Source organism: Pleomorphochaeta caudata (assembly GCF_055395745.1).
Window position 1 is genome coordinate 1,118,120 of record NZ_AP042458.1, and the last position, 25,551, is coordinate 1,143,670.

A 25,551-nucleotide genomic window follows, 5' to 3' on the forward strand; every position below is an offset into this window, starting at 1 on the left:
TTCTTATGGAACCCCTATTTTAAGTTAGGTAGGAGCTCAAATGAGACAATTTAAAAAATACTTAGATAAGGTTTTCAATATAGTCTTATTTATAGGTATGTTCTTAATTATAGCAATGGTTTTAATTGTTTTTGCTAATGTTGTATTAAGATACGGATTCCAAAGTGGAATTAAATGGGGCGAAGAAATTCCATTGGTAATAGTAATTTGGTTTACTTTTATTGCAATGGCTTTAGGGGTAAAAGAAAATTTACATATTAGTATTACTTTATTGCCAAAACATCTTCCACCTCATATCGAAAGATTTTTAAGAATATTTAAGTATGTTTGTGAAATAATTTTAGGTGTTATATTATTTTATTATGGTTTAGGATTAGCAAAAAATGGTTTAAGAAGTTTCTTACCTGCAACTCATATCACAAATGCTATTAATTACATAGTTTTACCTATTAATGCAGTTTTCATAATATTATATGCAGTTATTTATTTATATGGTGCAATAACAACTAAAGATTTAGACAAAAGTGAGGTACTTCTAGATGATTAATTTAAGTTTAGCTTCAACAATATTAATTGGATCCTTTATTTTATTATTAATTTTAAGAATGCCAATTACTTTTTCTTTATTTCTTTCTTCAGTAATAACAGCTTTATATTTACATATTCCGCTATTAACTATTGTTCAAAGATTAGTAAGCGGGGTTAATTCTTTCTCTTTATTAGCTATTCCATTCTTTATTTTAGCTGGGGAAATGATGAGTCGTGGTGGTATTTCAAGAAGATTGATTGATTTTTCAAATGCAATTATTGGTAGATACAGAGGTGGTTTAGCTCAAGTAAATATTTTAGCTAGTATGTTCTTTGGTGGGATCTCCGGTAGTGCTGTAGCAGATGTTTCTTCTATTGGAACAATGATGATTCCAATGATGAATGCTAAAGGTTATGATGAAGACTTTTCTGTAGCAGTAACTGTAACAAGTGCTTGCCAAGGTGTTATTATTCCTCCAAGCCATAATATGATTATTTTCGCTTTAGCTGCTGGTGGTGGTGTAAGTGTAGGAAAATTATTCTTAGGTGGTTTAGTTCCTGGTGTTATTCTAGGTGTTGGATTAATGATAGTAACATATATTATTGCAAGAAAAAGGAATTATCCTAAAGAAAGAAAATATACATTAAAAGAAACTTTAAAAGTTAGTGCAGATGCAATTCTAGGTATGCTTACAATGATTATTATCATTGGTGGTGTAGTTACTGGTATATTTACAGCAACAGAAAGTGCTGCAGTAGCAGTTGTATATTCCTTTATTATTACTTTCTTTGTTTATAAAGAAATTAAATTAACTGAATTAAAAGAGATCTTATTAGCTTCATTAAAAACCTTAGCAATGGTTATGAGTTTAATAGCTGCTGCATCTTCTTTTGGTTATTTATTAGCTTTTTTAAGAATCCCACAAGCAATAACAAATGCATTAATTGGAATTAGTAGCAATAAGATTGTTCTTCTATTATTAATTAACATAATGTTATTATTATTAGGAACAATCATGGATATGGCTCCATTAATTATCATTTGTACACCTATTTTATATCCAGTTGTTGTTGGTGCTTTAGGTATGGATCCTGTTCAATTTGGTGTTGTAATGATCTTAAACTTAGCTATTGGCTTATGTACACCACCTGTAGGATCAGCTTTATTCGTTGGTTGTGCGATTGGAAAAATAAGTATAGAAAAAGCAACAAAGAGTATGCTTCCATTCTATTCTATTATGATTGTTGTACTTCTTTGTATTACTTTTATTCCACAATTAACATTATTGATTCCATCATTGATGGCATAAAAAAATAAATTATATTTATTAAATAGATAGGATTGCAAAATTAATGCAATCCTATTTTTTTTTATAGTTATTATTATATTATTAGTGATTTTTTTAGTTTTCTGTTTCTTTTGTTACTTCCATGTTTTTAGGAAGAGTTAAATCTAAAATTAGAGAAATAATAAATACTATTGCAACACAGTTGTTAGATAATTCTTCTGCAACTAAAGTTGGGAAGATATTAAATAAAGCAGCTTCTGAAGGGAATCCTAAACCAATTGCTAATGAGAAAGCAGCGATTAAAGTATTTCTTTGAGAGAAGCCTGATTTAGCTAACATTCTTATACCAGAGATTACAATTTGTCCAAACATAAGAATTGTACAACCACCTAATACTGCTTCTGGTAAAGTATTAAAAAATGCACCAATTGGTGGGAATAAACCAGCTAAAATTAATGCAATCCCACCTGTTGCGATTGTGTATCTATTTACAACTTTAGTCATTGCTATTAAACCAACATTCTGTGAGAAAGATGTAACAGGCAAACAGCTGAACAAACCAGAAATTGATGAACTATAACCATCACAAGCTAAAGATCCAGAAATTTCTTTTTCGCTTGGTTCTCTACCAATACCCATAACAGCACAAGCAGTTGTATCCCCAATGGTTTCAGTAGCTGAAACTAAGAATACTAAAGTTACAGATATGATAGCACTGATATTAAATTCAGGTTTTACAGGTAAGAATTTAGGTAAATCAAATAAAGCAATATTATGGAAAGCTGAGAAATCTACTTTACCCATAAATAAAGCAACAATATAACCAACGATTAAACCAAATAAAATAGCTAATTGTTTTAAATATCCTTTTGCAAAGATTGTAAATAATAACAATGATAATAGAGTAATTCCACCTAATAGCATGTTTTGTGCTGATCCGAAATCTGCTACATAACCACCACCAAAGCTTCTAGCTCCTACAGGTAATAGTGAAAAACCAATTGATAATACTACACAAGCTGATACAACAGGAGAGATAAATCTTTTCCAATATTTAGCTAATAGACCTAATGTTCCTTCAATTAAACCACCTATTATAATTGCTCCAACAACAACTGGATATCCAAAATTTGCTGCAACATAACTTAGAATAGCTACGAAAGTAAAACTAACACCCATTACAACAGGAAGTCCTGAACCGATTCTCCAAATAGGGAATAGTTGTATTAAAGTTCCTATCCCAGCAATGAACATACAGTTTTGTAATAATGCAGTTGTAAGATCTTGGCTAAGATTTCCGGCTCCAGCAACAATAACAATTGGTACGATATTAGCAACGAACATAGCTAGAACATGTTGTAGTCCAAAAGGTATTGCTTTTCCTAGAGGGACTTTCCCATCTAATTGATAGATATTATCAATTGATGAGGTAGAATTTGAGTTTTTCATATAAAAATTCTCCTAGATTAATATATATATAAATTTTTTTTGAAACAACGAATTGCAACAAAATATCCAAGAAGTTATGATATTGCAACTAAATGCAACACACAAGGATTTTTTAAAATTTTTAATCTAATTGGTAATAATTTATCGATTTTATCAAATATGTTTTATTCATAGTTTATTTATGTTAAGTAAAAATAATCACTAGATGTATCTCTAATGATTAAAATTTGATAATTAAAAAAAATTTATTTTAATTAAGATTATATTTGTTATAAAAGTCATGAAATTTATAAAAATGATATAATCTCTTAATTTTATTAATACTTTGCATAAATAAAAGAACTGCTACAGAAACTTTTACATTTTTGTAGCAGTTCAAGACATAATCTAAGAGGAGTTTATTTAAAGTTTGAATTTTAATGAATTTTCTATATCATTAATCATTCTAAAATAAGTTCCTTTTTTGCTAATTAAATTTTTATGATTACCCATTTCTTCAATTACTCCATTATTTAGAACTAAGATGTTGTCGGCATTTTTAATTGTATTTAATCTATGGGCAATAATAATTACAGTTTTGTTTTTGGTTATTATATCTAAAGCTTTTCTAATTTGAATTTCATTATCCATATCTATTGAAGCTGTAGCTTCATCTAATAGGATAATTGGGGCATCTTTAATTAAAGCTCTTGCTAGACTGATTCTTTGTCTTTCCCCACCACTTAATTTTGTACCACCTTCACCTACAAAGGTATCATAACCATTTTCAAGATTTAAAATATCTTCATGTACTGAAGCTAATTTTGCAGCTTGAATAACTTGTTCTTTAGTAGCTTTGGGATTCCCCATTAAAATATTATTATATACAGTGTCACAAAGCAGATAAACTTCTTGAAATACCATACTTAATTTTGATAAAAGTAATTCTGGTTCAATTTCTCTTATTTCTGTATCTCCTAATAATATTTGGCCATTATTTATATCATAGAAACGAGCTATAAGATTCATAATAGTCGTTTTCCCACAACCTGAAGGGCCAATTAAAGCTGTTGATGTGCCTTCTTTAGCTACAAAACTTAAGTTTTTGATGACAGGAGTTTTTTCTTCATATTCAAAGCTTACATTTTTAAATTCAATGGTGTTATTTTTGTTTTCTTTATCTTTTACAAAGGGTTGTGCTTTTTCATTTTCAATACTTAGTAATTTCTTTTGAGCAATTTTTAGATATTGAGTTTCAGGATATATGACAGCAAATTGTCTAAGAGTATTAACTAAAGCTAAAAGCATAAGAGTAAAACTAAAAAAAGTTATTTTTGTTATTTCATTTGCAATTAAAGCTTTTGTTGCAAATAAAAGTACAATAGGATAACTAATATCAATTAAGAAGTTGAAAGTCATAACAAAAGGCGCAACGCAAAGTTCAAGTTGAATACTTCTTTTATATAAATGTTTAAAGGATTCTTCTAATCGTTTAAAGTTTTTACCTACCATTGAATATGCTTTAAATACTTCAATTCCATTAAAAAATTCCAACATTCCACTTACAACAGTGTTTAGTATTTTCTTTTGTTTATATCCTGTTTTTTCAACAATAACTCCTGAAAAATATACTAATGGAAGTCCTATTATAACAAAAGCTAATTCTATTAATGCTAGTTTTAGATTGACGGTGAATAAAAGAACTATTATATAAATAATAATTACAACAAGTTTGATTAGATCTGAAACTCTATGTGTAATAATTTTTTCTAATGATGCCATATCATTGGTCATAATACTGCTTAAATAACCAATGTTCTTTTTGTTAAAATATCCTAAATGAAGTTGTCTAAGATGTTCTGCTAAAGAAATTCTAAGATGCTCAACAGCTCTGGCACCTCTGATTTGGATTTGTGAATATCCTTTGCCTCCAATAATTATTCTCAATATAGTAGCAAAGAGAATAATTAATGTATAATTTATTAATTTAGATTTTGTAATTGATGAATTAAATAAATCTATTATAGTAAAGTACATTATCATATATGGTATCATTTGAAATAAAGCATCAATAACTAGTAGAAGAGTTGGAGTTTTTAATGTGTTATAGTCTGCTTTTAATATTGATTTTAATTGTTTACGCATTGTTCTCTCCTTTATATATATTCCAAAGTTTTGCATATAGGTTATTGTTTTCTAAAAGTTTATTATGAGTTCCACTTTCAACAATTTTTCCTTTATCAATAACGATAATGTTGTTGGCTTCGCTAATGGTATATAATTTATGAGCAATAATTATTGCAGTTTTATCTTTTAATAATATCTTTAAAGCTTTTTGAATTTCTAATTCATTATCAATGTCACTGTATGCAGTAATTTCATCTAAAACGACAATTTTAGTGTTTTTTAGAAAAGCTCTAGCAATAGCAATTCTTTGTTTTTCACCACCACTTAGTTTGACTCCATTTGGACCAAGCATAGTATCATATTTGTTTTCTAGAGAATCAATAAATGTGTGAATTTGTGCTTTTTTTGCTGCTTCAATAACTTCTTCTTTTGAAAAATCTCTTCCCATTTTTATATTTTCAAATATAGTATCATTTAACATAAACACATCTTGAAAAACAAAAGCTGTTTGTTTCATTAAAGATTCATAACCATAAGCTTTAATATCAATACCATCTATTGTAATAGATCCTTTTTCAATATCATAAAATCTACCTACTAATTGACCTATTGTAGTTTTCCCTCCACCACTAGGACCCACTAAGGCTGTTATTGTGTTTGCTTTTGCACAAAAACTAATGTCTTTTAGAACTTCTTTATCTTCATATTTGAAACTAACATTATTAAACTTTATTTCACCTTTTTTAATTGGGATATCCATTTTGCTATCATATTGTGGGGCTTGTTTCAGAATAGAGTTAATTTTGTTTGCTCCTTGTAGAAGCATTTGAAAACTAGATCCAAATTCTAATAAATTTTTAAAACTTGAAAAGAAAGTCATAGATAAAACAATAAATAAAGCAAAAGCTGCAATTGTAATTTTATTAGTGAGTAATAGGGCACCACCTACAGGAATAATAAAAATTAGTGAGGAGTCAATAACAGCTAAAAAATATACCCACCATTTAGCTCCCATGATTGTCATATCTTCCCAAAGATCTGCATATTCTTTTGTTACTTCTTTGTACCTTCTGAATTTTCTTGCACTCATATTGAAAGCTTTAAAAACAATCATTCCGTTAATATATTCCATTAATGCACTATTAAGCCTTAATACTACATCATTGTATTTCCCCATTCGAGTTTCATATCCTTTCATCATCATATATTGGAAGAAAAGAGAAAGAAGTAAAGGAATAAATAAAAATATTCCTAACTGCCAATTTATGACTATTAAAAAAATAATTATTGCTAGAGGAGTTACAATTGCAGCTACTAAATCCGGTATTTGATGGGCTATAAATAATTCAAGTTTTTCAACATCTTCATCGATTATTCTCTTTATGTTTCCACTAGTGTGGTTCTTTATAAATCCCATTGGTAAAAACCCTAATTTTTCAACAACTTTCATTCTAATTTGATATAAAATTGTAAAAGCTGCGACATGTGATAACATACCACTTAAAAATTGAAAAACTATCCTAAGTAAAGATAATATAATTGTTGCTATAACTAGGGAGTAGATATATGAATAATTAACTGAATCCCTTAATAAAGCCTCAATTATAAAATAAAATAAAACAAATGGTGTAAAACTTAATAAAGTTGAAACAACAGAAAAAAAGCCACTAAAAATTAATTTTATTTTATGGCGTCCAGAATTTTCTAATAGAAATTTTAATCCTGAATTTGTCTGAGTAGACATACTAAAAACTCTCCTTTATTAGCGAAAGCTAACAAATTAGAGATTAGCATATAAATTTTGCTATTACAATAGTAATTTTTGTGAATTATTACACAAATTTAATTTTTTTATTTTAAAAATAATTAGCAGTGAATAACAATATTAAATTTTATTTTGTTGATATTTAATATCCTTAGTAGTATATTTTTTAAAATATTTTAAATTATATTATGTTTTGACTTTACAACTAATATATTAGAATGTTAGAATATTTGTAATGATGTAATGGAGGAAATATGAAACTAAATTTAACTGAATTACAAAATAAAAAACAATGGACAGAAAAAGGGTATTCACTATCAAGTTATGATAGGGAAAAAATGGTAAAAAATACTTTAGAAAATCCTAAATGGGTCCATTTTGGTGCTGGGAATATTTTTAGAGGCTTCCCTGCTGCATTAATGCAAAATTTATTAGAAAAAAATATTGAAGATACAGGAATTATTGTAGGTGAAGGTTTTGATTTTGATATTATTGAGAAAATTTACCAACCACATGATAATTTAAATCTATTAGTTACTTTGAATGCTGATGGATCAATTGATAAGAAAGTAATTGATAGCTTAGCAGCTTCTTACAAATGTGATTATAAATTTAGTTCTGATTGGGAAAACCTGTTAAAGGTTTTTGCAAATAAATCATTACAAATGGTATCATTTACAATTACAGAAAAAGGTTATTCTTTAGTTGATGGTAAAAATAATTATTATCAAGTTGCTTTAGAAGATTTTAAAAATGGCCCTGAAGCTTCAAAATTATTTTTATCAAAATTAACTGCTTTAGTTTATAACAGATATAAAGCAATTGATTGGCCTTTAGCATTAGTTAGTATGGATAACTGTTCACACAATGGTGAAAAACTTGAAAATGCTGTTAAGACAATTGCAAAAGAATGGGCTAATAATGATTTGATTGATAAGAATTTCTTAACCTATTTAGATGAAAAAGTTTCATTCCCTTGGTCAATGATTGATAAAATTACACCTAGACCTGATGCTTCTGTTGTTGAAATGTTAAAGAAAGATGGATTTGAAGATACTGAAATAATTGTTACAGATAAAAACACTTGGATTGCTCCTTTCGTTAATGCTGAAAAACCTCAATATTTAGTAATTGAAGATGACTTTCCAAATGGAAGAGTAGCATTAGAAAATAGTGGAGTATTTTTTACAACAAGAGAAACAGTAAATAAAGTTGAAAAAATGAAAGTTTGTACTTGTTTAAATCCATTACATACTACTCTTGCTATTTATGGCTGTTTATTATCATACAATTTAATTTCAAAAGAAATGGTAGATCCTCAACTTAAAAAATTAGTTGAAATAATTGGACATGAAGAAGGAATGAAAGTTGTAGTAGATCCAAAAATCATTAATCCAAAAGATTTTATAGAAGAAGTTTTAAATGTTAGATTCCCAAATCCATTTATGCCTGATACTCCTCAAAGAATTGCTTGTGATACTTCTCAAAAATTATCAATTAGATTTGGTGAAACTATAAAAGCATATATAGAAAATCCTGGGCTTGATGTTAATTCTTTAAAATTTATTCCATTAGTTTATGCTGGTTGGTTAAGATATCTTATGGCTATTGATGATAATGGAGATAAATTTGATTTGTCCCCAGATCCATTACTAGAGTCAGTTACTCCTTTTGTGAAAGATATAAAATTAGGAGATAAAGGACCTTTTGATGTTCAATTAAAAGAATTATTAAGTAATGAAAAAATATTTGGTGTTGATTTATATGAAGTTGGATTAGCTTCTTTAGTTTTATCCTATTTTGAAGAATTAATTGCCGCTAAAGGTGCTGTAAGAGCTACTTTAGTAAAATATTTAAAATAATAAAGTAATAAGAGATAAGAGATAAAAATAGCTGTTGTTTAATTACAACAGCTGTTTTTGTTTTCATTTTAATTAAATTATAAGGATAATTTTTTTCTTTTAATTTCTGTTTTAAAATATGTAGGATATTGTTCAACTAATTTAGGAATTTCACTATCAATTTTATTAATATGTTTTTTTATTATGTTTTCTACTAGTAATTGATTATTGCTACTTATTGCATCAATAATTTCATTATGATGTCTTAAAATAGTGTCTTTGTCTAAATTATTTCTAAATGATAAAAATCTTAATCGATCATAGTTAATACATCTTTTATTAATAATTTTCCAACATTCTTTTTTATTTATTAAATCAAAAGTAATTTTATGAAAAGAAATATCAGAGCTAAAGAAATTATATAAATCACTATCTTCTTTTAATATTTCTTGATCTAAGATAGCTTTTTTATACTTTTTGATTTCAGTTTCATTGATTAAAGGCATAACTTGTAAGAGAGCCTTTTCTTCAAGGCTACTTCTTAAGAATTTTTCTTCATCAACTAATTGTAAATCAATTAGTGAAACCCTAGTACCGCGTTGTGGAAAAATATCGACTAGTCCATCAGCAGATAATTTCATAAGTGCATCTCTAACAGGAGATCTGCTAACTTGGAGCTGTTCACATAATGTATTAATTTTTAATTCTTTTCCTGGTAAAAAGGATAAAGATAATATTTCTTTTCTCAATATGTTAAATATTTCATCACTTGCAGTACTTCGTAGGGTTCTAGGCATATATAGTTCCTTTATTTGTTACTTTTTTCTATAGCCTCGATTAATCCGTTTATATATGTTGCGCCTAAAGCTCTATCATATAAACCATAACCTGGCATAGCTTTCTCGTCCCAAATCATTCTACCATGGTCTGGTCTAATTGGGCCTTTGAAGTTTATATCATACAATGCTTTTACAATTTCATAAAGGTCAAATGAACCATCTCTAGATAAATGTGCAGCTTCTTCAAATATTCCAGGTTTATAGTGATGAAGATTTCTTACGTGAGCAAAATGTATTCTACCAGGAAGAGATCTTATGATATCTGGTAAATCATTGTTTGGATTTGTTCCAAAAGAACCTGCACAGAAAGTTAATCCATTAAATGGAGCATCAACTGCTTTCATTACTTTTAATATTTTTTCTTTTGATGTGATGATTCTAGGTAAATTAAATACAGGCCAAGCTGGATCATCTGGGTGAATTGCCATATTGATACCATATTTTTCACAAGTAGGTTGGATTGCTTTTAAGAAGTATACTAAATTGTTAAATAATTTTTCTTCATCAACATCTTTATAAGCTTCAAATAATTCTTGAACATGAGCAAGTCTCTCTGGTTCCCAACCAGGCATAGCAAAACCTTGTGAAGATTCATTTGTATTGTCAAAGAAAGCCTTAGGATCAATATTATCAATTACACTTTGATCGTAAGCTAATACTGTTGAACCATCTTCTCTTTCTTTTGCAAGATCTGTTCTAGTCCAGTCAAAAACAGGCATAAAATTATAACAAACCATATTGATGTTTAACTTTCCAAGATTTTCTAAAGTTTCAATATAGTTTTTAATGTATTTATCTCTATCTGCATTACCGATTTTTATTGAATCATGAATGTTTACAGATTCAATACCTGATAAATTTAAGCCTGCAGCTTCAATTTCATCCTTTAAGGCTTTAATTGCTTCTAAACTCCAAACTTCACCAGCTGGAACATCATATAATGTAGAAATAACACCTGTTACACCAGGGATTTGTTTAATTTGTTTTAATGTTACTGTATCAAATTTTGAACCGTACCATCTTAAAGTCATTTCCATGATTTTCTCCTAAATAACTTGATGTTGTTATTCTAACATACTAATATATTAGTTGTAAAGGTTTAGTTTATTCTATTTGTTATTTTATTAAAAAAAACTATTTATTGTTTTTGATTTGTTCTATTACAGCTTTAAATTTTTCTTTTTTATCAGCTTTAGTTAAAGTTATTTTAGAATGAAATGTTATATTAATTTTAGTGAAGGGTAGAGGAATTTTAAAATTATCCCAACGTTTTTTTATTTCAATTTTGTTTTTTACTTCAATTGTTACAGGGACTATATTTTTCTTTAATAAATAAGATAAAGCTATAGTGAAATATTTTGGTTCATGATTAGGACCTAACGGACCATCAAGTGCAATTGCCATATCTGCATCGTTATTGTTCATTGTATCTACTATTTTATGGATATATGTACCTCCATCAGGATTGTCAGGGAGTCTAAATGTTTTGTATCCAAAACTATGACAGGTTTCACTGATGAAATCTCCTCTTCTATCTTTTGTAGTAATAATATATAAAGGATTCTTTTTAAAAGCTGGATATAAAGAGAAACTATCTCCATGCCAAAAAAGAAATACTACTTTTTCTCTATTTTTAGAGTTAAATTCATCAAAGCCTATTTTATTTATTCTACTTGTTTTATAAACAAAACTAATATATCCATACATTGTTTTTGATATAATTTTTGAAACGAATTTTTTTTCTATGCTCATTGTTCTAAGTCCCTTTTTTGTTTAATTATAGTTTTATAAAATGTTTCAAGTTTAATCACTAAGTTTTCTATAGAATATTTTTTTGCAAAATCTTTTGCATTAATACTTAATTTTTTAAGAAGAGTATTATCTTCTAGTAATTTAATAACACAATTTGACCATTCATCAAGGTCTTCTAAGGTTTTAAAGCCATTGAAATTGTTGATAATTACATCATCAATTCCGCTTGATCGAATACTGATAATTGGACATCCCCCAGCCATAGCTTCTAATAAAACCATTCCTTGTGTTTCAGATTGAGACGAGAAAACAAAAAAATCTGAAGCTAAATAATATTTATAAATATCTTTTGGTGGTACGTTTCCAACTAGAATGATATTTTTTTCCATTTTTAAAGATGTAATTTGATCATTTAATTGTTGTTTTTGTGGACCATCTCCTATGATTATACATTTGAATTCAACTTTAGTTTTTTCTTTAACCTTTTTTAATCCTTCAATTAAAAATTTACCATTTTTTTCTGGAGATAATCTAAATACTGAACATAATAAAAATTCATTATTAGGACAAAATTGTTTTTTAATTTTAAAAATTTTTTTTTGGTCAATTTCATTGTAAGCTTCAATGTTAATTCCAGTTGGCATTATTAGTTTTGGTCTACTTACTCCAATATTTTCTAGATATTCTTTTGCTGATTTTGTTGGAGCAATTATTCCATCACATTTTTGAGCAAATCTTTTTATCATTTTATGAGAGACCATATTTTTAAATAATAGTTTTCCAAAAGGTAAGTTTTCAGAATACTTTTCTAGACGAGTGTGATAAGTAAGTATAATTGGCAGATTTTTTTTCTTAGCAAGTTTTAATCCTTTTTTTCCCATCCAAAAAGGATGATGTACATGAACTATATCAAAAGTATATTTATCAAAATCTTTATTAATTTTTCTAGAAAATATATTTGCTATTGCAAAAGGGAATTGCCCAGAATCACTAAATTTTAATAGGGAGCATCTAATAATATTCTTTTCTGTTTCTTTGTGATTTGGATATTGCGGAGCAAAAATTATAACTTTATTTTTGTTTTTTATTAGAGCAGAAGTGGTTCTATATATTGAAATTGGGACTCCCCCAATGAAAGGGAAATAATTATTTGTGAACATTGCAATAGATAATTTTTTGTTTTTTAAATCATCAATATTGTTATCAAGGAAATTTTTATAATAGTTTTTTTCAGTTGAAATATTTATATATATTAATAGGCTAATTAAAATTAATGCCGATAAGATAATTATAATATTAATGAAATGCACATAGAATAATGTATGAATTCCATACCATAAACCAAGCCAGAGTTTTATTATTGAATTTTTATATTTTGTATTAACTTTAATATAATTTGCTGTGGTTTCGTTATTATTAACAGAAAATTTAACATAGCCATAACTGTTTGTATTAGAAATACCTCCAGCTTTTCCACAAGAATAATATTTTATATTATCCACTAATTGTAAATTATATGTATCTCCAGAATAAAATACGGCTGTAACTTTATATTCTTTAAATAAATTAGTTAAATCTTTTTTTAAATTATTTATATCCTCTAAAGGATTTTCATCAATAATTATAAAAGTATGATTATATTTTCTTGAAATGGTTAATTCATTATTTAACCAACTAAGAATCACTTCATTAGAAGTGGTATTTGTTGAATCTAAAAAAATATAATAATCATTATTATAATCTAAAGAAAAATATGCCTGTCCAAAATGTTTATAATATCTAGTATATCCTTGGTCAGAAACTTCATTTTCTCCAATTCCAAATATACTTGGTTTTTGTAAATTATTTAATGTTTTATTAAGTAGTCTATATTTTTCTTCTGCTCCATCTAAAACCGCTTGACCTGTTGAGATTATAAAATGAATATCTTCATCATTATTAATTTCATTTATAATTTTTGATTTAAATATATCATCAGAGTTTTTTATTGAACTTACAATTGCAAAAGAATAGGAAGTAGTAGATGTTGAATTTTTTAGTTCTTGAATATTGAGAAAATTATGATCAATAAAATCTTTTTCATAAATCATTAAATAAATTTTATATGAAACACTTATCCCTAGTAGGATAATTAGCAAAACAATAAATCTTTTAATAATCTTTTTATTCATATAATATCTCCCAATAAAAACCTACAAGAAAGATTTTATAAAATTAAATATAGCATTAGTTCCAATACTAAATATTGCTATAGATAATGGTTTCCCAAGTAAAATAACAATTAAGAAATATTTAAATTTCATTTTTGTTAATCCTGCTATATAGCATAAATAATCATCTGGAGCTCCAGGAACAAAAATTGCAATTGAAAATAATTTATTAAATTGCTTTTGACTACTAGATGAGTTTATATATTTATCAATTTTTTTCTTACTTACTAATTTTTTTACAAGTTCTGTACCATATTTCTTGGAAAGTAAAAAATCTATACAAGAGCCTGTACAAATTGCTAAATAGTTATATAAAAAACCCAAGGCTGGCCCAAATAGAATTGATCCAACAATTAAGCCTAAGGAAGAGGGCATAAATGGAAGTATTACTTGTATAATTTGAATGCCTATAAAAATTACAGCCTCCCAGATTCCAAAACCGGCAATATAATCTTCAAAAGCTTTGGTTGATGAAAAAATGCCTTTTTTAAAGCCGTAAAAAACAAAAATAAAAATTAAAATAAAGAGTGATGAAACACAAATATTTATAAATAGTTTTTTCTTAGTCACCTTTGTCTTTTCCATAATTTAAAAATAATTTTTAAATTTAATTAAAAAAAAAATTAAAAGTTTTAGTAATTAAAATTATTTTAATCAATTTTGACATTTTTGATACTCAAATTCAAGCTTATATGTATGTAAAAAATATAATTTAAAATTTATATGATGGATAATTAATATATTTTTTGTAAAAAAAATAATAGAAATTTTGTTTTTTATTTTATTGAGATGAAAACATATCTATAATTTCATTAAATTATAAAAAACTATATTTTTTGTAGAAAAATTTTTAACAATGAGTTAAAATACATATAGAGCAAGGAGAAACCTAATGATTATTGAACGTAGAATGACTAGACACCCAATAACATGTAATCCAGAGATGTCTTTAGCAGATGCTTCAGCATTGATGAAACAGGAAAAAGTTCATCGTTTACCTGTATTAAATAAAGAAAAAAAATTAGTTGGGTTAATTACTGAAAAAGATATTTTATATGCCTCTCCATCTCCAGCGAGTTCACTTTCAATACACGAAATGGCTTATTTGTTAAGTCGTTTAACAGTTAGCAAAATAATGAATAAAAATGTTGTAACAATAGAAAAAAACACTACAGTTGAAGAAGCAGCAAGATTAATGGTAGACCAAGATTTATCATGCCTTCCTGTTTTAGAAAACGGTAGATTGATAGGCATTATTACAAAATCTGATATGTTTAAGATTTTATTAGAGTTATTTGGAGCTAGACATTTTGGGGTTAGAGTTTCTTACCTTGTAGAAGATCAACCAGGTACTATTGCACATATTACTACTGCATTAGAGAAAAATGGTGTTGATATTATTACATTTGGGACATTTATGGGAACTGATCCGACAAATGCAATTTGTACTATGAAAGTACAGGGAGCTTCAATGACTAAAGTCATCGAGATTATAAAACCGTTTGTTTCCCAGATCCTTGATATACAGGAGGTCTGATGGCTAGAAAACGAAAAAAAAGTCCTCAGAATCGACAAAATGCGGCTGGAAACAGTCGCATTTCTGTCATGAGTGAAGAAGACGATACTTATAATCCATTTAAGGATATTAAGAAAATAGACGCTGTTACAAAAATAAATACATCAAATAAAAGCAAAACTGTAAAAAATAAATCTAAAAACAATGATTTAGTTGTTGAAGATTTAGGAGATGTTTCTTTTGCTCAGGTTTTTGAGCAATGGGAAAATGGTGGTGTTGTAAATAAAAAATCAATAGATAAGAAAGATGAAAAAAGTGAAGATTTTTCTTCTATTTTTGAACAATGGGAAATTAGCCAAGGTTTAAAACCAAAATATGGTAAGAAGGTAAAGGATAATCCAAATAGGAAATCTAGTAATTATTCACCAACAAAAGATTTTGGTCAAATATTGAATGAGTTTGAAAAGGGTCCTACAAAGTCTCCTTCTAAAAAGCAGAAATCAAAAAATAAAGAAAAGTTTGATGCTATGAAGGATACAACAAAAGTCGTGAATACTACTTTAGAGACCAAAGAAAAACCTTCTAAAGAAAAAAAAATAATAAAAGATAGTAGAGTTGATATTGCTTGGCCAATGGAGAACTCTAAGGATGTTTTTGTGTCTGAAAATAAAGAAATATTGGTAGAAGTAGAAAATAAAGAGGAATTAGCGAAGAATACTTCCCAAAAATATTATAAAAAGAATAAATGGAAAGATCAGAAAGGTGATAATTCTAACAAAGTTAAATGGGACTTTAGTGATATTTATAATTCATGGGAAGCTAAGCATGATGACTCTAAATCAATTGAAGAAAAGAAAAATAGGGAAAAGAAAGAATCTAAAGGTATTTCAATTTCCTATTTACGAAGTATGTCTCCTGAAGCTGAATTAGATTTGCATGGAGAAACTAGTGATATTGCAGCTTTAAAAGTTAGTGAATTTTTAAATAATTCTAGAAATCGAGGACTAAAAAAAGTTAGTATTATTACTGGAAAAGGTTTGCATAGTGAAAATGGTAAATCAGTTTTAAAAGATATCGTGCTTGAAGAAATAAGATGCTCAAATATAGTTAGAGAAGCTTACCATCCAAAGGCTATTAGTGGTGGTTCCGGTGTTATTTGGGTTATTTTTAAGTCAATAAGTGAGAAAAAGATTTATTATTAAAAAATATTAAAAGCAAGAAAGGAAACATCCTTCTTGCTTTTACTTATTAGCATTATATAGAATATAAACTAGTTTTTATCTTTCTCTGTAGATGATTCGACCTTTTGTTAGGTCATAAGGAGAAAGAGCTACTCTAACAGTATCTCCTGGAACGATTCTAATGTAATGTTTACGCATCTTACCTGATAAGTGTGCTAAGATAACATGTTTGTTTTGTAATTCTACGCGGAACATAGTATTTGGTAATGCTTCTTTTACTAGTCCTTCTACTTCAATTGCTTCTTCTTTGGCCACATAGCCCTCCATTTTTATATTTTTAAAGAAACTTTTCAGTATATATTAACTGAAATTCTAATTTTAATTTATTAATTTAAACAAGTTTTTTTTAACTCACAAAAAGAAATATACTTCTTTTTTAGAATAATATCAATATTAGTGGATGGCATAAGTATTTATTATAAAAATTGGAAACTAGAATTTTTTATAAAATTTAGTTATATTACATTTATAAGAGAATATTGTTAGTAAAAATATTTGAATAATGAAATGGACCTTTAGAAAAAAACTAAAGGAGTAATAATTTATAATGGAGAAAATTTATGATTATATCTACAAAAGGTAGATACGCTTTAAGAGTAATGCTTGATTTAGCACAAAATGCTAAAGAAAATTACATTTCTTTAAAGGCTATATCAGAGAGGCAAGAAATCTCACTTAAATATTTAGAATCAATTATAGGCGCTCTAAATAAAGCGGGGTTTGTAAAAAGTTTGCGCGGTGCAAATGGTGGTTATAAATTATCAAGAATTCCAAAAGAATATAATGTTGGTGAAATATTGAGAGCTACAGAAAATAATGGAATGGAATTAGTTAAATGTACTGGATGTAAATCTGATACTTTATGTTCTCGTGCTGATAATTGCTTAACACTACCAGTTTGGATTAATTTAAATAATATTGTTAATTCTTATTTAGATAATTTAACTTTGTTAGATATATTGAATCAAGATTATAAAGTTTAAGTTTAATTTTTTTTAATTTTATATCCTATTGACTTAATAGGATATATTTGTTATCTTTAATTCATATAAAAGTAATAGGAATTAAAATAATCAAGAATAATGAGGAGTGATTATGAAAGTATATAAGAGGATAGATGAATTAATTGGAAATACCCCATTATTAGAATTATCTAGAATTAAGAAAGAGTATAATTTAGCTGGAAATATTATTGCAAAATTAGAATATTTTAATCCATCTAGTTCTGTTAAAGACAGAGCTGCTAGAGAGATGATAGAAGACGCTCAAAAAAGAGGATTATTGAATAAGGATTCAGTAATCATCGAACCTACAAGTGGTAATATTGGTATTAGTTTATCAATGATGGCTGCAATTAATGGCTATAGAGCAATTATGGTTATGCCATCCACAATGAGTGTTGAACGCCAAAAACTTATGAAAGCATATGGTGCTGAAATAGTTTTAACTGATGGTGCATTAGGAATGAAAGGTGCTATTGATAAAGCAAATGAATTAGCAAAAGATATTGAGAATAGTTTTATTCCAAGTCAATTTGATAATCCAAACAATCCATTAGCACATTATAAATATACAGCCAGAGAGATTTGGGCTGATACAGTATCCGATATAGATATATTTGTAGCTGGAGTGGGTACTGGTGGTACTTTAAGTGGTACAGCGAAGTTCCTTAAGGAACAAAATAGTGACATACGAGTTGTTGCAGTGGAACCTAGTGGTTCACCTGTAATAAGTAAGGGAGAAAAAGGTCCTCATAAGATACAAGGTATAGGCGCTGGCTTTATACCAGGTAACTTAGACGTTACAGCTATTGATGAAGTAATAGTTGTAGATGACGCTGATGCTTTTGCTTCTTCTGCTGCGCTAGCTAAAACCGAAGGCGTTTTAGTAGGTATTTCTTCTGGAGCTGCACTTAAGGCGGCCATAACAGTGGCTTCTCGATCAGAGAATAAAGATAAAAATATCGTGGTATTATTACCAGATACAGGCGAAAGATATCTTTCAACAGCTTTATTTGAATAAATATGATTTATGCTGATAACGCGGCTACAACAAAAATGAGCAATGAGGCTCTAAAAGTTTTAAACGATTATCTAATGGATAATTATGGCAATCCCTCTAGTTCTCATTTATTAGGAAGAAGAGCTAAGGATGCTTTAGTAAAAGCTAGAGAAATAGTTGCAAAAGAAATTAATTGTTTTCCGAGTGAAATTCTTTTTACTTCAGGAGGCAGTGAAAGTATTACACAAGCAATACTTTCTGCTGCTGCTTGGGGAAAGCAAAATGACAAGATGCACATTATTTCAAGCAAAATAGAACATAAAGTAGCTTTAAATGTCTTAAGAAGTTTAGAAAACGAAGGCTTTAAAGTTGATTACATATTACCTGATAACAAAGGTGTTATTAGAGTTGAGGATATAAAAGAGAGCATTAATGACAAGACAGCTCTTGTCAATATAATGTATGTTAATAATGAAATAGGATCTATACAGCCAATTGATGAAATTGGCTGTATTTGTTGTGAATATGGAGTCCTTTTTCATAGTGATTGTGTTCAAGCTATAACTCATTTAGATCTAGATGTTAAGAGAAGCAAATTATCTTTTGCTTCTTTTTCTGCTCATAAATTTCATGGCCCAAAAGGTGTTGGTTTTTTATATTATAATAAAGGATTAACACTAAAAAGTGTTGTTTATGGTGGTAGTCAAGAAAGAGGTTATAGAGGTGGAACAGAAAATGTCGCTAGCATTTTATCTATGGCTGAAGCTTTGAGATTTGAAAATTTAAATAGAAATGATAACTTAGAATATATTAAAACTTTAAAGCAAAATTTAGAAAAAAAATTATTAACTATAGAAGGTGCTTTTTTAAATGGTGGAAAAAATAGCAGAATTCCTACAATAATTAATATTGGTTTTAAAGGTGTTTTAGCTGAAGATTTATTACTAATTTTGGATAAGAAAAAGATTTTTATTTCAGCTGGTTCAGCTTGTACTTCAGGTTCTATTGAACCTAGTCATGTCCTATTGGCTTTAGGCTTGAATAAAGCAGAAGCTAATAATTCTATTAGGATTTCCCTAAGTCGCTTTAATGAAGAAAAAGAAATTGATGAAATTTATAATTCTATAGTTGAAGCAGTAAATTTATTAAGAAGTTATAATTAAATTTGGAGTGTGAATGGAAAATTTACTTATCGCAATGAGTGGCGGTGTAGACAGTAGTGTTGCAGCATATTTAGTAAAATCAAAGGGATATGATTGTAGTGGTGCTACTATGAAATTATATGAAGATTCTTCAAGTGGCTGTAATATAAATACTAAAAGTTGTTGTGCTTTATCTGATATTGAAGATGCAAGAAGTGTCTGTTCTAGATTGAATATTGATTATCATGTATTTAATTTTAAAGATTTATTTAAAGAAAAAGTTATAGATAAATTTGTTGATTATTATGAAAATGGTTTAACTCCAAATCCTTGTATTGATTGTAATAGATATTTAAAATTTGAATTTTTATATAAAAAGGGTAACCTTTTAGGTTTCGATAAAATAGTAACAGGGCATTATGCAATTATAGAGGAAATAGATGGTATTTTCTATTTAAAAAAAGCTGTAGATAATACAAAAGATCAAAGCTACTTCTTATATGATTTAAATCAAGAACAATTATCAAATATTCTTTTTCCTTTAGGTTCTTTATTAAAAAGTGAAGTTAGAGAAATTGCTTTAGAAAATAATTTTATTAATGCCAAAAAAAGTGAAAGCCAAGATATATGTTTTGTATCTAATGGGAAGTATTCATCATTTATTAAAAATTATACACAAAAAGAATATGAAAAAGGTGATTTTGTTGATACCTCTGGTAAGAAAATTGGCACTCATTCTGGGATTATTAATTATACTATTGGACAAAGACGTGGCTTAGGAGTCAGTTATATTGAACCTTTATATGTTTCAAAAATTAATAAATTTACTAATACTATAACTCTTTGTACAAAACAAGAATTATTTAAAAGGGAATTTGATGTGAAAAATATAACTTATATTTTTTATAAAGAATTAACAAACCCAATTAGGATTCAAGTTAAAACAAGATATAGACAAGTTGAAAAACCAGCTACTTTAATCCCTACTTCATCTAACACAGCTCATATTATTTTAGATGAAAGTCACGATGCAATAACACCCGGCCAAGCTGCAGTATTTTATGATGGAGATATTGTTGTGGGTGGAGGCCAAATAGTATAAAAAAATAGCTACAAATTTGTAGCTATAATTTTTTACTATGTATATTACTTACTAAAAGTTGTTATATAACCTTGAACAAAGATAATTAATACAATAATTGGTAGTATATATTTTACATATAATCTAGACCATTTAGGGAATTTAATCCCTTTACCTGTGTCAGCTTCTTTAATAAAATTATTAAAACCCCAACCATATCTTTTATTACAACAGAATATTAAGAAAATCATTGAACCTAAAGGTAATAAAGTCGTGCTTACAAAGAAATCTTCTATATCTAGAATATTTAAACCATGACCAAGTGGGTGAAAATCTGCTAGTACATTGAAGCCCAAGATACAAGGCATGGATAGAATTATTACAATAAATATATTAATTATGGCAGCTTTTTTTCTTTCAACTTTCCAAACATCAATCCAATAAGAAATGATATTTTCAAATACAGCAATAAGTGTTGATAATGCTGCAAAACTCATAAAAATAAAGAATAATGTTCCCCAGAATCTACCACCTACCATTTTATTAAAAATATTAGGTAAAGTTACAAATAAAAGGCCTGGACCAGCGCCTGGATCAATATCAAAAGCAAAACAAGCTGGGAAAATAATTAATCCGCTTACTATTGCAACAAAAGTATCTAAGCCAATTATTCTTAAACTCTCCCCTGTTAGTGAATGTTTTTTATCAATGTATGAACCAAAAACTGCCATTGAACCAATACCAATACTTAGTGTAAAGAAAGCTTGTCCCATTGCTGCAAAAATAGTTTCAGAAATACCATTTTTTACCATATTGGAAAAATTAGGTGCTAGATAAAATTTTAAACCTGTTGAGCCACCTTCTAATAATAAGGAATTAATAGCTAAAATTACCATTAGTCCTATTAAGGCACTCATCATAATTTTTGTAATCTTTTCTACACTGTTTTCTAATCCCCCTGCAACAATTACTAAGGATAAAATAACTGCTATAATCATCCAAAAAGTTTGAGAAAGCGGATTCGCTAACATATTATTAAAATATTGACCAATTTGATCAGTATTTAAGGAAGAAAAACTTCCTTTTGCTGTATGGAACATATATGAAAATAACCAACCTGAAACTGTGGTATAGAACATCATAAGAAAATAGTTACCTAAAATAGCTATATGTCCATAGTAGTGCCATTTGGTACCTTTAGGTTCAAGAGTTTTTAGAGCTCCTGCAATATTTTGTTTGCTAGCTCGACCAATGGAAAATTCCATAACCATAATAGGTGTTCCTAATATTATTAGAAATAGTAAATAGATTAAAACAAAAGCTCCTCCGCCATATTTTCCTGTTATTGCAGGGAATCTCCAAACATTCCCAAGTCCGATAGCGCAGCCAGCCGAGAGTAGAATGAAACCTAGTCTACTCCCAAGAGATTCTCTCTCTTTTTCCATGATTAAAGCTCCTCAATTTTTTTTAGTTTTTTAGTCATTGATAATTAAAATTAAATTTAAGCAATGTATTAATTTATAGAATGTAAAAAATGCTAAAAGCAAAAACATTCTAGTTATAGTAATACGCATATGTAAAGAAATCAATAAATTGTTTAGAAAAAAAATCGGGTTTTTCATACATAATTTTATTTTATTTATTTTAAGATGTTGACACTTTTTTATATAGAAAAGAAAATAGGAATATAAATTTAGTAGGGGGGGCAAAATGGCCAAGATACTAGATGCATATCTCAAAGAGAATATGGATAAGGGATTAGATTCAAAGATGGTTGCATATGTAGCATCTCTAGAAACTGTAAACGAAGTTTCACCATCTGTAGCAGCTTATATTGTTAATGAATTAGCTGATCAAAGATCTAATTTAAAACTGATTGCTAGTGAAAATTTTTCAAGTGAAGCAGTTCAGTTGGCTATGGGGAATTTATTAACTGATAAATACAGTGAAGGATTTCCTTATCACCGGTTCTATGCTGGTTGTGATAACGTTGATGCAATTGAGGCTGAAGCAGTAGAAAAAGCTTGTAAGTTATTTAATTGTGATCATGCATATGTACAACCTCATAGTGGAGCAGATGCTAATTTATGTGCTTATTGGGCAATCTTAAACCATAAAGTTCAAGTTCCTAAATTAGAAGAAATTGGGATTACTAATCCTTCTGAATTAAGCAGAGAAGATTGGGATAAGGTTAGAAAAGCTGTCGGTAATCAACGTTTATTAGGTATGGATTATTATAGTGGTGGTCATTTAACTCACGGCTATAGACAAAATGTTTCTGCTCAAATGTTTGATGCATATAGTTATACAGTTAATAAAGAAACTGGTTTATTAGATTATGATGAATTAGAAAGAATGGTTAAAGAAATTAAACCATTAATTTTCTTAGCTGGTTATAGCGCTTACCCTAGAAAGATTAATTTTAAGAGATTAAGTGAAATTGCTCACGATAATGGTGCAGTATTTATGGTAGATATGGCTCACTTTGCAGGTTTAGTTGCAGGAAAAGTATTTACTGGTGAATATAGTCCATTCCCTTGGGCTGATGTTGTTACTACTACTACTCATAAGACTTTAAGAGGTCCTAGAGGTGGTATGGTTTTATGTAAAGAAGAATTTAAAGAGGCTGTTGATAAAGGTTGTCCTTTAGTTATTGGTGGACCATTACCTCATGTTATGGCTGCAAAAGCTATTGCATTTACAGAAGCTTTGGATGATTCTTATGCACAATATGCACAAAAAATAGTTGAAAATTCTAATGAAATGGCTAATGCATTTATTGAAAGAGGTGTTAAGGTCGCAACAGGTGGTACAGATAACCATTTGATGTTATTAGATGTAACTAATTTTGATTTAAATGGTAAACAAGCAGAATATGTTTTAAGAACTGCTGGTATTACTTTAAATAGAAATGCTTTACCTTTTGACCCTAATGGCCCTTGGTATACAAGTGGTTTAAGAATTGGTACCCCTGCTGTAACTACTTTAAATATGGGCAAAAAAGAAATGGTTGAAATAGCAGATATTATTACTACTGTTTTGAAAAATTCTACTCCTACTATTATCCAAAAAGGTAAAAATGCTGGTAAACCTTCAAAAGCAAAAGCCGTTTGTAAAGAAGAGGTAAGAATCGAAATGAAAGCTAGAGTTAAGAGTTTATTAGATGAATTCTTATTATATCCAACTCTAGATTTGGATTTCTTACAAAAGAATTTTCCACTTAACTAGTTAAGTAAAATTGTTATATTAAAGAGGTTGTTGTTGTGGCAATAACCTCTTTTTCGTTTAATAACAAGAGTGAAAATTATTTCTCAAAAATAGTGATTTTTGCTTTTAAAACATAAAGAACAGTAGTATTATATTGGCATGAGTACATTATTAATACAAGGTGGTCTATTGGTTGATACTGAATGGACTAGACATGCAGATATTTTAGTAGATGGACCTAAGATTGTTAAAATTGCAAACAAGATTAGTGAAGAAAGCCTTCCTGATGGAACAGAAATTGTTCAAGCTGATGGATTATGTGTGCTTCCTGGACTTATAGATGCGCATACACATTATCATTTGATTAGCAGAGGAACAGTTACTGCAGATTCTTTTGAAGAAGGAAGTAAATTAGCAGCTTTTGGTGGTGTCACTACCGTAGTAGATTTTGCTGACGATGACAAAAAAGGTGATTTAAAAGCTTGTGCAAGAGCTAGAGTCAATGCTATGAAAAAATCTATGGCTATTGATTTCTCTCTACATCAAGGAGTATATGCTTATAGACCTGGAGTTGAAAAAGAACTTGAGGAACTAAAAAAAGCAGGAATTCGTACAATAAAAATATTTACAACATATAAAAATGTTGGCTACTTAATTGATAACCCAGATGAGTTAAAAGAATTATTCCAAAAATGTAAAGATTTGGATATGCTAGTTTGTGTTCACTGTGAAGATGATGCTTTAGTTACAAAAATTAGTGATGAATGGAAAGGTACTTATTTACCTAAAGATCATGCTGATTTGAGACCAAGCGAAGTTGAAGCTCGTGGAATAGAAACTGTAGCAAAGATTGCTCTAGAGTTAGATATGAGTCTTTATATTGTTCATTTATCTTCTAAAAAAGGATTAGAAGTAATAAGAAAATATAGAGATGAAGGATTAGATATTCTTGTTGAAACTACTCCTCACTATTTATTTTTAGATAGAAGTAAATTAGAAGGAGATAAAGGTCCTTTATATGTTATGACTCCTCCTTTAAGAGATAAGGAAGATAATTTAGCTTTACAAGAAGCTTTAATGCATGGTGAAATTCAAGTTGTAGCAACTGATCATTGTACTTTTACTTATGATCAAAAACTAGAACAAACAGATTGTAGATACACTTATCCTGGTATTCCAGGTACTGAAGAGCTATTAGTTTTATTAAATACATTTGCATTTAATCATGGTGCTTTTGGTTTATCACAAGTTGTAAATCTATTATCAACAGGACCAGCAAAAGCTTTTGGACTTTATCCTCAAAAAGGTAATTTAAGAGCAGGTGCTGATGCAGATATAGTTCTATTTAATCCAGATGAAACTTGGACTATAACAAATGATAATATTCATTCAGCTTCAAATTATTCAGTTTATGATGGATTTAAAGTTACTGGTAAGGTAAAGGCTACTTATTTAAGAGGCCGCTTGATTATGAGCGACGATGTTTATTTAGGAATTCCTGGTGATGGATTGTTTGTAAAACAACAAGAAGTTCATCAAGAAAAAAATTTTTGGAAATAATAGAAATTATTAATAAAATTAGCC

General features: G+C 28.2%; 21 protein-coding genes. 11 read left to right on the forward strand and 10 right to left on the reverse strand.

Annotation, left to right across the window (positions count from 1 at the left end):
- The first annotated feature begins 40 nt into the window (after positions 1-40).
- Positions 41-547 carry a TRAP transporter small permease gene (locus ACZ5RS_RS05135; protein WP_464638121.1) on the forward strand — a complete coding sequence of 169 codons (507 nt, stop codon included), beginning with the start codon at positions 41-43 and terminating at the stop codon, positions 545-547.
- Complete coding sequence (locus tag ACZ5RS_RS05140; RefSeq protein ID WP_464638122.1) at positions 540-1,838, forward strand: TRAP transporter large permease; 1,299 nt, start codon at positions 540-542, stop codon at positions 1,836-1,838. Before ACZ5RS_RS05135 ends, ACZ5RS_RS05140 begins: the two co-directional genes overlap by 8 nt.
- 93 nt (positions 1,839-1,931) lie before the next feature.
- Here ACZ5RS_RS05140 and ACZ5RS_RS05145 read toward each other — a convergent pair whose 3' ends face one another.
- From ACZ5RS_RS05145 to ACZ5RS_RS05155, 3 genes are all read right to left on the reverse strand, one after another.
- Positions 1,932-3,266 (reverse strand): uracil-xanthine permease family protein, encoded by a 1,335-nt coding sequence (locus tag ACZ5RS_RS05145; RefSeq protein ID WP_464638124.1) that lies wholly within the window; start codon positions 3,264-3,266, stop codon positions 1,932-1,934.
- 402 nt (positions 3,267-3,668) lie between these two features.
- On the reverse strand, positions 3,669-5,390 hold the full coding sequence (locus ACZ5RS_RS05150) for an ABC transporter ATP-binding protein (RefSeq protein WP_464638126.1): 1,722 nt from the start codon (positions 5,388-5,390) through the stop codon (positions 3,669-3,671).
- Entirely contained in the window at positions 5,383-7,116 is a 1,734-nt protein-coding gene (locus ACZ5RS_RS05155) for an ABC transporter ATP-binding protein (RefSeq protein WP_464638128.1), read from the reverse strand. The genes ACZ5RS_RS05150 and ACZ5RS_RS05155 overlap by 8 nt, the downstream gene beginning before the upstream one ends.
- A 275-nt stretch (positions 7,117-7,391) precedes the next feature.
- Here ACZ5RS_RS05155 and ACZ5RS_RS05160 point away from each other — a divergent pair, with 275 nt between their 5' ends.
- Positions 7,392-8,999, forward strand: coding sequence for a mannitol dehydrogenase family protein (locus ACZ5RS_RS05160; RefSeq protein WP_464638129.1), 1,608 nt, complete (start codon positions 7,392-7,394; stop codon positions 8,997-8,999).
- A gap of 77 nt (positions 9,000-9,076) precedes the next feature.
- Here the strand turns inward: ACZ5RS_RS05160 and ACZ5RS_RS05165 are convergent, their stop codons facing one another.
- From ACZ5RS_RS05165 to ACZ5RS_RS05185, 5 genes are all read right to left on the reverse strand, one after another.
- Positions 9,077-9,775 (reverse strand): GntR family transcriptional regulator, encoded by a 699-nt coding sequence (locus ACZ5RS_RS05165; protein ID WP_464638131.1) that lies wholly within the window; start codon positions 9,773-9,775, stop codon positions 9,077-9,079.
- Positions 9,776-9,786: 11 nt separating this feature from the next.
- The gene (gene uxuA / locus ACZ5RS_RS05170; protein WP_464638132.1) at positions 9,787-10,854 is read right to left on the reverse strand and encodes a mannonate dehydratase; all 1,068 of its coding nucleotides are present in this window, start codon (positions 10,852-10,854) and stop codon (positions 9,787-9,789) included.
- Positions 10,855-10,951: 97 nt separating this feature from the next.
- Positions 10,952-11,569, reverse strand: coding sequence for a lysophospholipid acyltransferase family protein (locus ACZ5RS_RS05175; RefSeq protein WP_464638134.1), 618 nt, complete (start codon positions 11,567-11,569; stop codon positions 10,952-10,954).
- The gene (locus ACZ5RS_RS05180) at positions 11,566-13,740 is read right to left on the reverse strand and encodes a glycosyltransferase (RefSeq protein ID WP_464638135.1); all 2,175 of its coding nucleotides are present in this window, start codon (positions 13,738-13,740) and stop codon (positions 11,566-11,568) included. The genes ACZ5RS_RS05175 and ACZ5RS_RS05180 overlap by 4 nt, the downstream gene beginning before the upstream one ends.
- A gap of 21 nt (positions 13,741-13,761) precedes the next feature.
- Positions 13,762-14,364: a TVP38/TMEM64 family protein gene (locus tag ACZ5RS_RS05185; protein WP_464638137.1), complete on the reverse strand. Its 603-nt coding sequence runs from the start codon at positions 14,362-14,364 to the stop codon at positions 13,762-13,764.
- A gap of 307 nt (positions 14,365-14,671) precedes the next feature.
- On the opposite strand from ACZ5RS_RS05185, the gene ACZ5RS_RS05190 reads away from it, so the two are divergent.
- Both ACZ5RS_RS05190 and ACZ5RS_RS05195 read left to right on the forward strand, forming a co-directional pair.
- Positions 14,672-15,316, forward strand: coding sequence for a CBS domain-containing protein (locus tag ACZ5RS_RS05190; RefSeq protein WP_464638138.1), 645 nt, complete (start codon positions 14,672-14,674; stop codon positions 15,314-15,316).
- On the forward strand, positions 15,316-16,497 hold the full coding sequence (locus ACZ5RS_RS05195; RefSeq protein ID WP_464638140.1) for a Smr/MutS family protein: 1,182 nt from the start codon (positions 15,316-15,318) through the stop codon (positions 16,495-16,497). The genes ACZ5RS_RS05190 and ACZ5RS_RS05195 overlap by 1 nt, the downstream gene beginning before the upstream one ends.
- Positions 16,498-16,572: 75 nt before the next feature.
- Here the strand turns inward: ACZ5RS_RS05195 and infA are convergent, their stop codons facing one another.
- Complete coding sequence (gene infA, locus ACZ5RS_RS05200) at positions 16,573-16,803, reverse strand: translation initiation factor IF-1 (protein ID WP_464625604.1); 231 nt, start codon at positions 16,801-16,803, stop codon at positions 16,573-16,575.
- Positions 16,804-17,096: 293 nt separating this feature from the next.
- Here infA and ACZ5RS_RS05205 point away from each other — a divergent pair, with 293 nt between their 5' ends.
- The 4 genes from ACZ5RS_RS05205 (at position 17,097) to mnmA (ending at position 20,781) form a co-directional block, all read left to right on the forward strand.
- Positions 17,097-17,519, forward strand: coding sequence for an RrF2 family transcriptional regulator (locus ACZ5RS_RS05205; RefSeq protein ID WP_464638141.1), 423 nt, complete (start codon positions 17,097-17,099; stop codon positions 17,517-17,519).
- Between the two features lie 112 nt (positions 17,520-17,631).
- Complete coding sequence (cysK, locus tag ACZ5RS_RS05210) at positions 17,632-18,558, forward strand: cysteine synthase A (RefSeq protein WP_464638143.1); 927 nt, start codon at positions 17,632-17,634, stop codon at positions 18,556-18,558.
- A gap of 2 nt (positions 18,559-18,560) precedes the next feature.
- On the forward strand, positions 18,561-19,700 hold the full coding sequence (locus ACZ5RS_RS05215) for a cysteine desulfurase family protein (protein ID WP_464638144.1): 1,140 nt from the start codon (positions 18,561-18,563) through the stop codon (positions 19,698-19,700).
- Between the two features lie 13 nt (positions 19,701-19,713).
- Positions 19,714-20,781, forward strand: a complete 1,068-nt coding sequence (mnmA, locus tag ACZ5RS_RS05220) for a tRNA 2-thiouridine(34) synthase MnmA (RefSeq protein ID WP_464638146.1) — start codon at positions 19,714-19,716, stop codon at positions 20,779-20,781.
- Between the two features lie 44 nt (positions 20,782-20,825).
- On the opposite strand, the gene ACZ5RS_RS05225 is transcribed toward mnmA, so the two are convergent.
- Positions 20,826-22,205: a sodium-dependent transporter gene (locus ACZ5RS_RS05225; RefSeq protein ID WP_464638147.1), complete on the reverse strand. Its 1,380-nt coding sequence runs from the start codon at positions 22,203-22,205 to the stop codon at positions 20,826-20,828.
- A gap of 265 nt (positions 22,206-22,470) precedes the next feature.
- Here ACZ5RS_RS05225 and ACZ5RS_RS05230 point away from each other — a divergent pair, with 265 nt between their 5' ends.
- Together ACZ5RS_RS05230 and ACZ5RS_RS05235 are read left to right on the forward strand one after the other, a co-directional pair.
- Positions 22,471-23,988: a glycine hydroxymethyltransferase gene (locus ACZ5RS_RS05230; protein ID WP_464638149.1), complete on the forward strand. Its 1,518-nt coding sequence runs from the start codon at positions 22,471-22,473 to the stop codon at positions 23,986-23,988.
- A 138-nt stretch (positions 23,989-24,126) separates the two neighbouring features.
- Complete coding sequence (locus ACZ5RS_RS05235; protein ID WP_464638150.1) at positions 24,127-25,527, forward strand: dihydroorotase; 1,401 nt, start codon at positions 24,127-24,129, stop codon at positions 25,525-25,527.
- The last annotated feature ends 24 nt before the right edge of the window (positions 25,528-25,551 follow it).

What these genes read in the sequence shown, in the direction of transcription:
- ACZ5RS_RS05145 (WP_464638124.1), bottom strand. Translation starts at nt 3,266, where the DNA reads ATGAAAAACTCAAATTCTACCTCATCAATTGATAATATCTATCAATTA.
- ACZ5RS_RS05175 (WP_464638134.1), bottom strand. Translation starts at nt 11,569, where the DNA reads ATGAGCATAGAAAAAAAATTCGTTTCAAAAATTATATCAAAAACAATG.
- ACZ5RS_RS05215 (WP_464638144.1), top strand. Translation starts at nt 18,561, where the DNA reads ATGATTTATGCTGATAACGCGGCTACAACAAAAATGAGCAATGAGGCT.
- ACZ5RS_RS05230 (WP_464638149.1), top strand. Translation starts at nt 22,471, where the DNA reads ATGGCCAAGATACTAGATGCATATCTCAAAGAGAATATGGATAAGGGA.
- ACZ5RS_RS05225 (WP_464638147.1), bottom strand. Translation starts at nt 22,205, where the DNA reads ATGGAAAAAGAGAGAGAATCTCTTGGGAGTAGACTAGGTTTCATTCTA.
- ACZ5RS_RS05195 (WP_464638140.1), top strand. Translation starts at nt 15,316, where the DNA reads ATGGCTAGAAAACGAAAAAAAAGTCCTCAGAATCGACAAAATGCGGCT.
- ACZ5RS_RS05185 (WP_464638137.1), bottom strand. Translation starts at nt 14,364, where the DNA reads ATGGAAAAGACAAAGGTGACTAAGAAAAAACTATTTATAAATATTTGT.
- mnmA (WP_464638146.1), top strand. Translation starts at nt 19,714, where the DNA reads ATGGAAAATTTACTTATCGCAATGAGTGGCGGTGTAGACAGTAGTGTT.
- uxuA (WP_464638132.1), bottom strand. Translation starts at nt 10,854, where the DNA reads ATGGAAATGACTTTAAGATGGTACGGTTCAAAATTTGATACAGTAACA.
- ACZ5RS_RS05135 (WP_464638121.1), top strand. Translation starts at nt 41, where the DNA reads ATGAGACAATTTAAAAAATACTTAGATAAGGTTTTCAATATAGTCTTA.
- ACZ5RS_RS05165 (WP_464638131.1), bottom strand. Translation starts at nt 9,775, where the DNA reads ATGCCTAGAACCCTACGAAGTACTGCAAGTGATGAAATATTTAACATA.
- ACZ5RS_RS05205 (WP_464638141.1), top strand. Translation starts at nt 17,097, where the DNA reads ATGATTATATCTACAAAAGGTAGATACGCTTTAAGAGTAATGCTTGAT.
- ACZ5RS_RS05180 (WP_464638135.1), bottom strand. Translation starts at nt 13,740, where the DNA reads ATGAATAAAAAGATTATTAAAAGATTTATTGTTTTGCTAATTATCCTA.
- ACZ5RS_RS05190 (WP_464638138.1), top strand. Translation starts at nt 14,672, where the DNA reads ATGATTATTGAACGTAGAATGACTAGACACCCAATAACATGTAATCCA.
- cysK (WP_464638143.1), top strand. Translation starts at nt 17,632, where the DNA reads ATGAAAGTATATAAGAGGATAGATGAATTAATTGGAAATACCCCATTA.
- infA (WP_464625604.1), bottom strand. Translation starts at nt 16,803, where the DNA reads ATGGAGGGCTATGTGGCCAAAGAAGAAGCAATTGAAGTAGAAGGACTA.
- ACZ5RS_RS05140 (WP_464638122.1), top strand. Translation starts at nt 540, where the DNA reads ATGATTAATTTAAGTTTAGCTTCAACAATATTAATTGGATCCTTTATT.
- ACZ5RS_RS05155 (WP_464638128.1), bottom strand. Translation starts at nt 7,116, where the DNA reads ATGTCTACTCAGACAAATTCAGGATTAAAATTTCTATTAGAAAATTCT.
- ACZ5RS_RS05235 (WP_464638150.1), top strand. Translation starts at nt 24,127, where the DNA reads ATGAGTACATTATTAATACAAGGTGGTCTATTGGTTGATACTGAATGG.
- ACZ5RS_RS05150 (WP_464638126.1), bottom strand. Translation starts at nt 5,390, where the DNA reads ATGCGTAAACAATTAAAATCAATATTAAAAGCAGACTATAACACATTA.
- ACZ5RS_RS05160 (WP_464638129.1), top strand. Translation starts at nt 7,392, where the DNA reads ATGAAACTAAATTTAACTGAATTACAAAATAAAAAACAATGGACAGAA.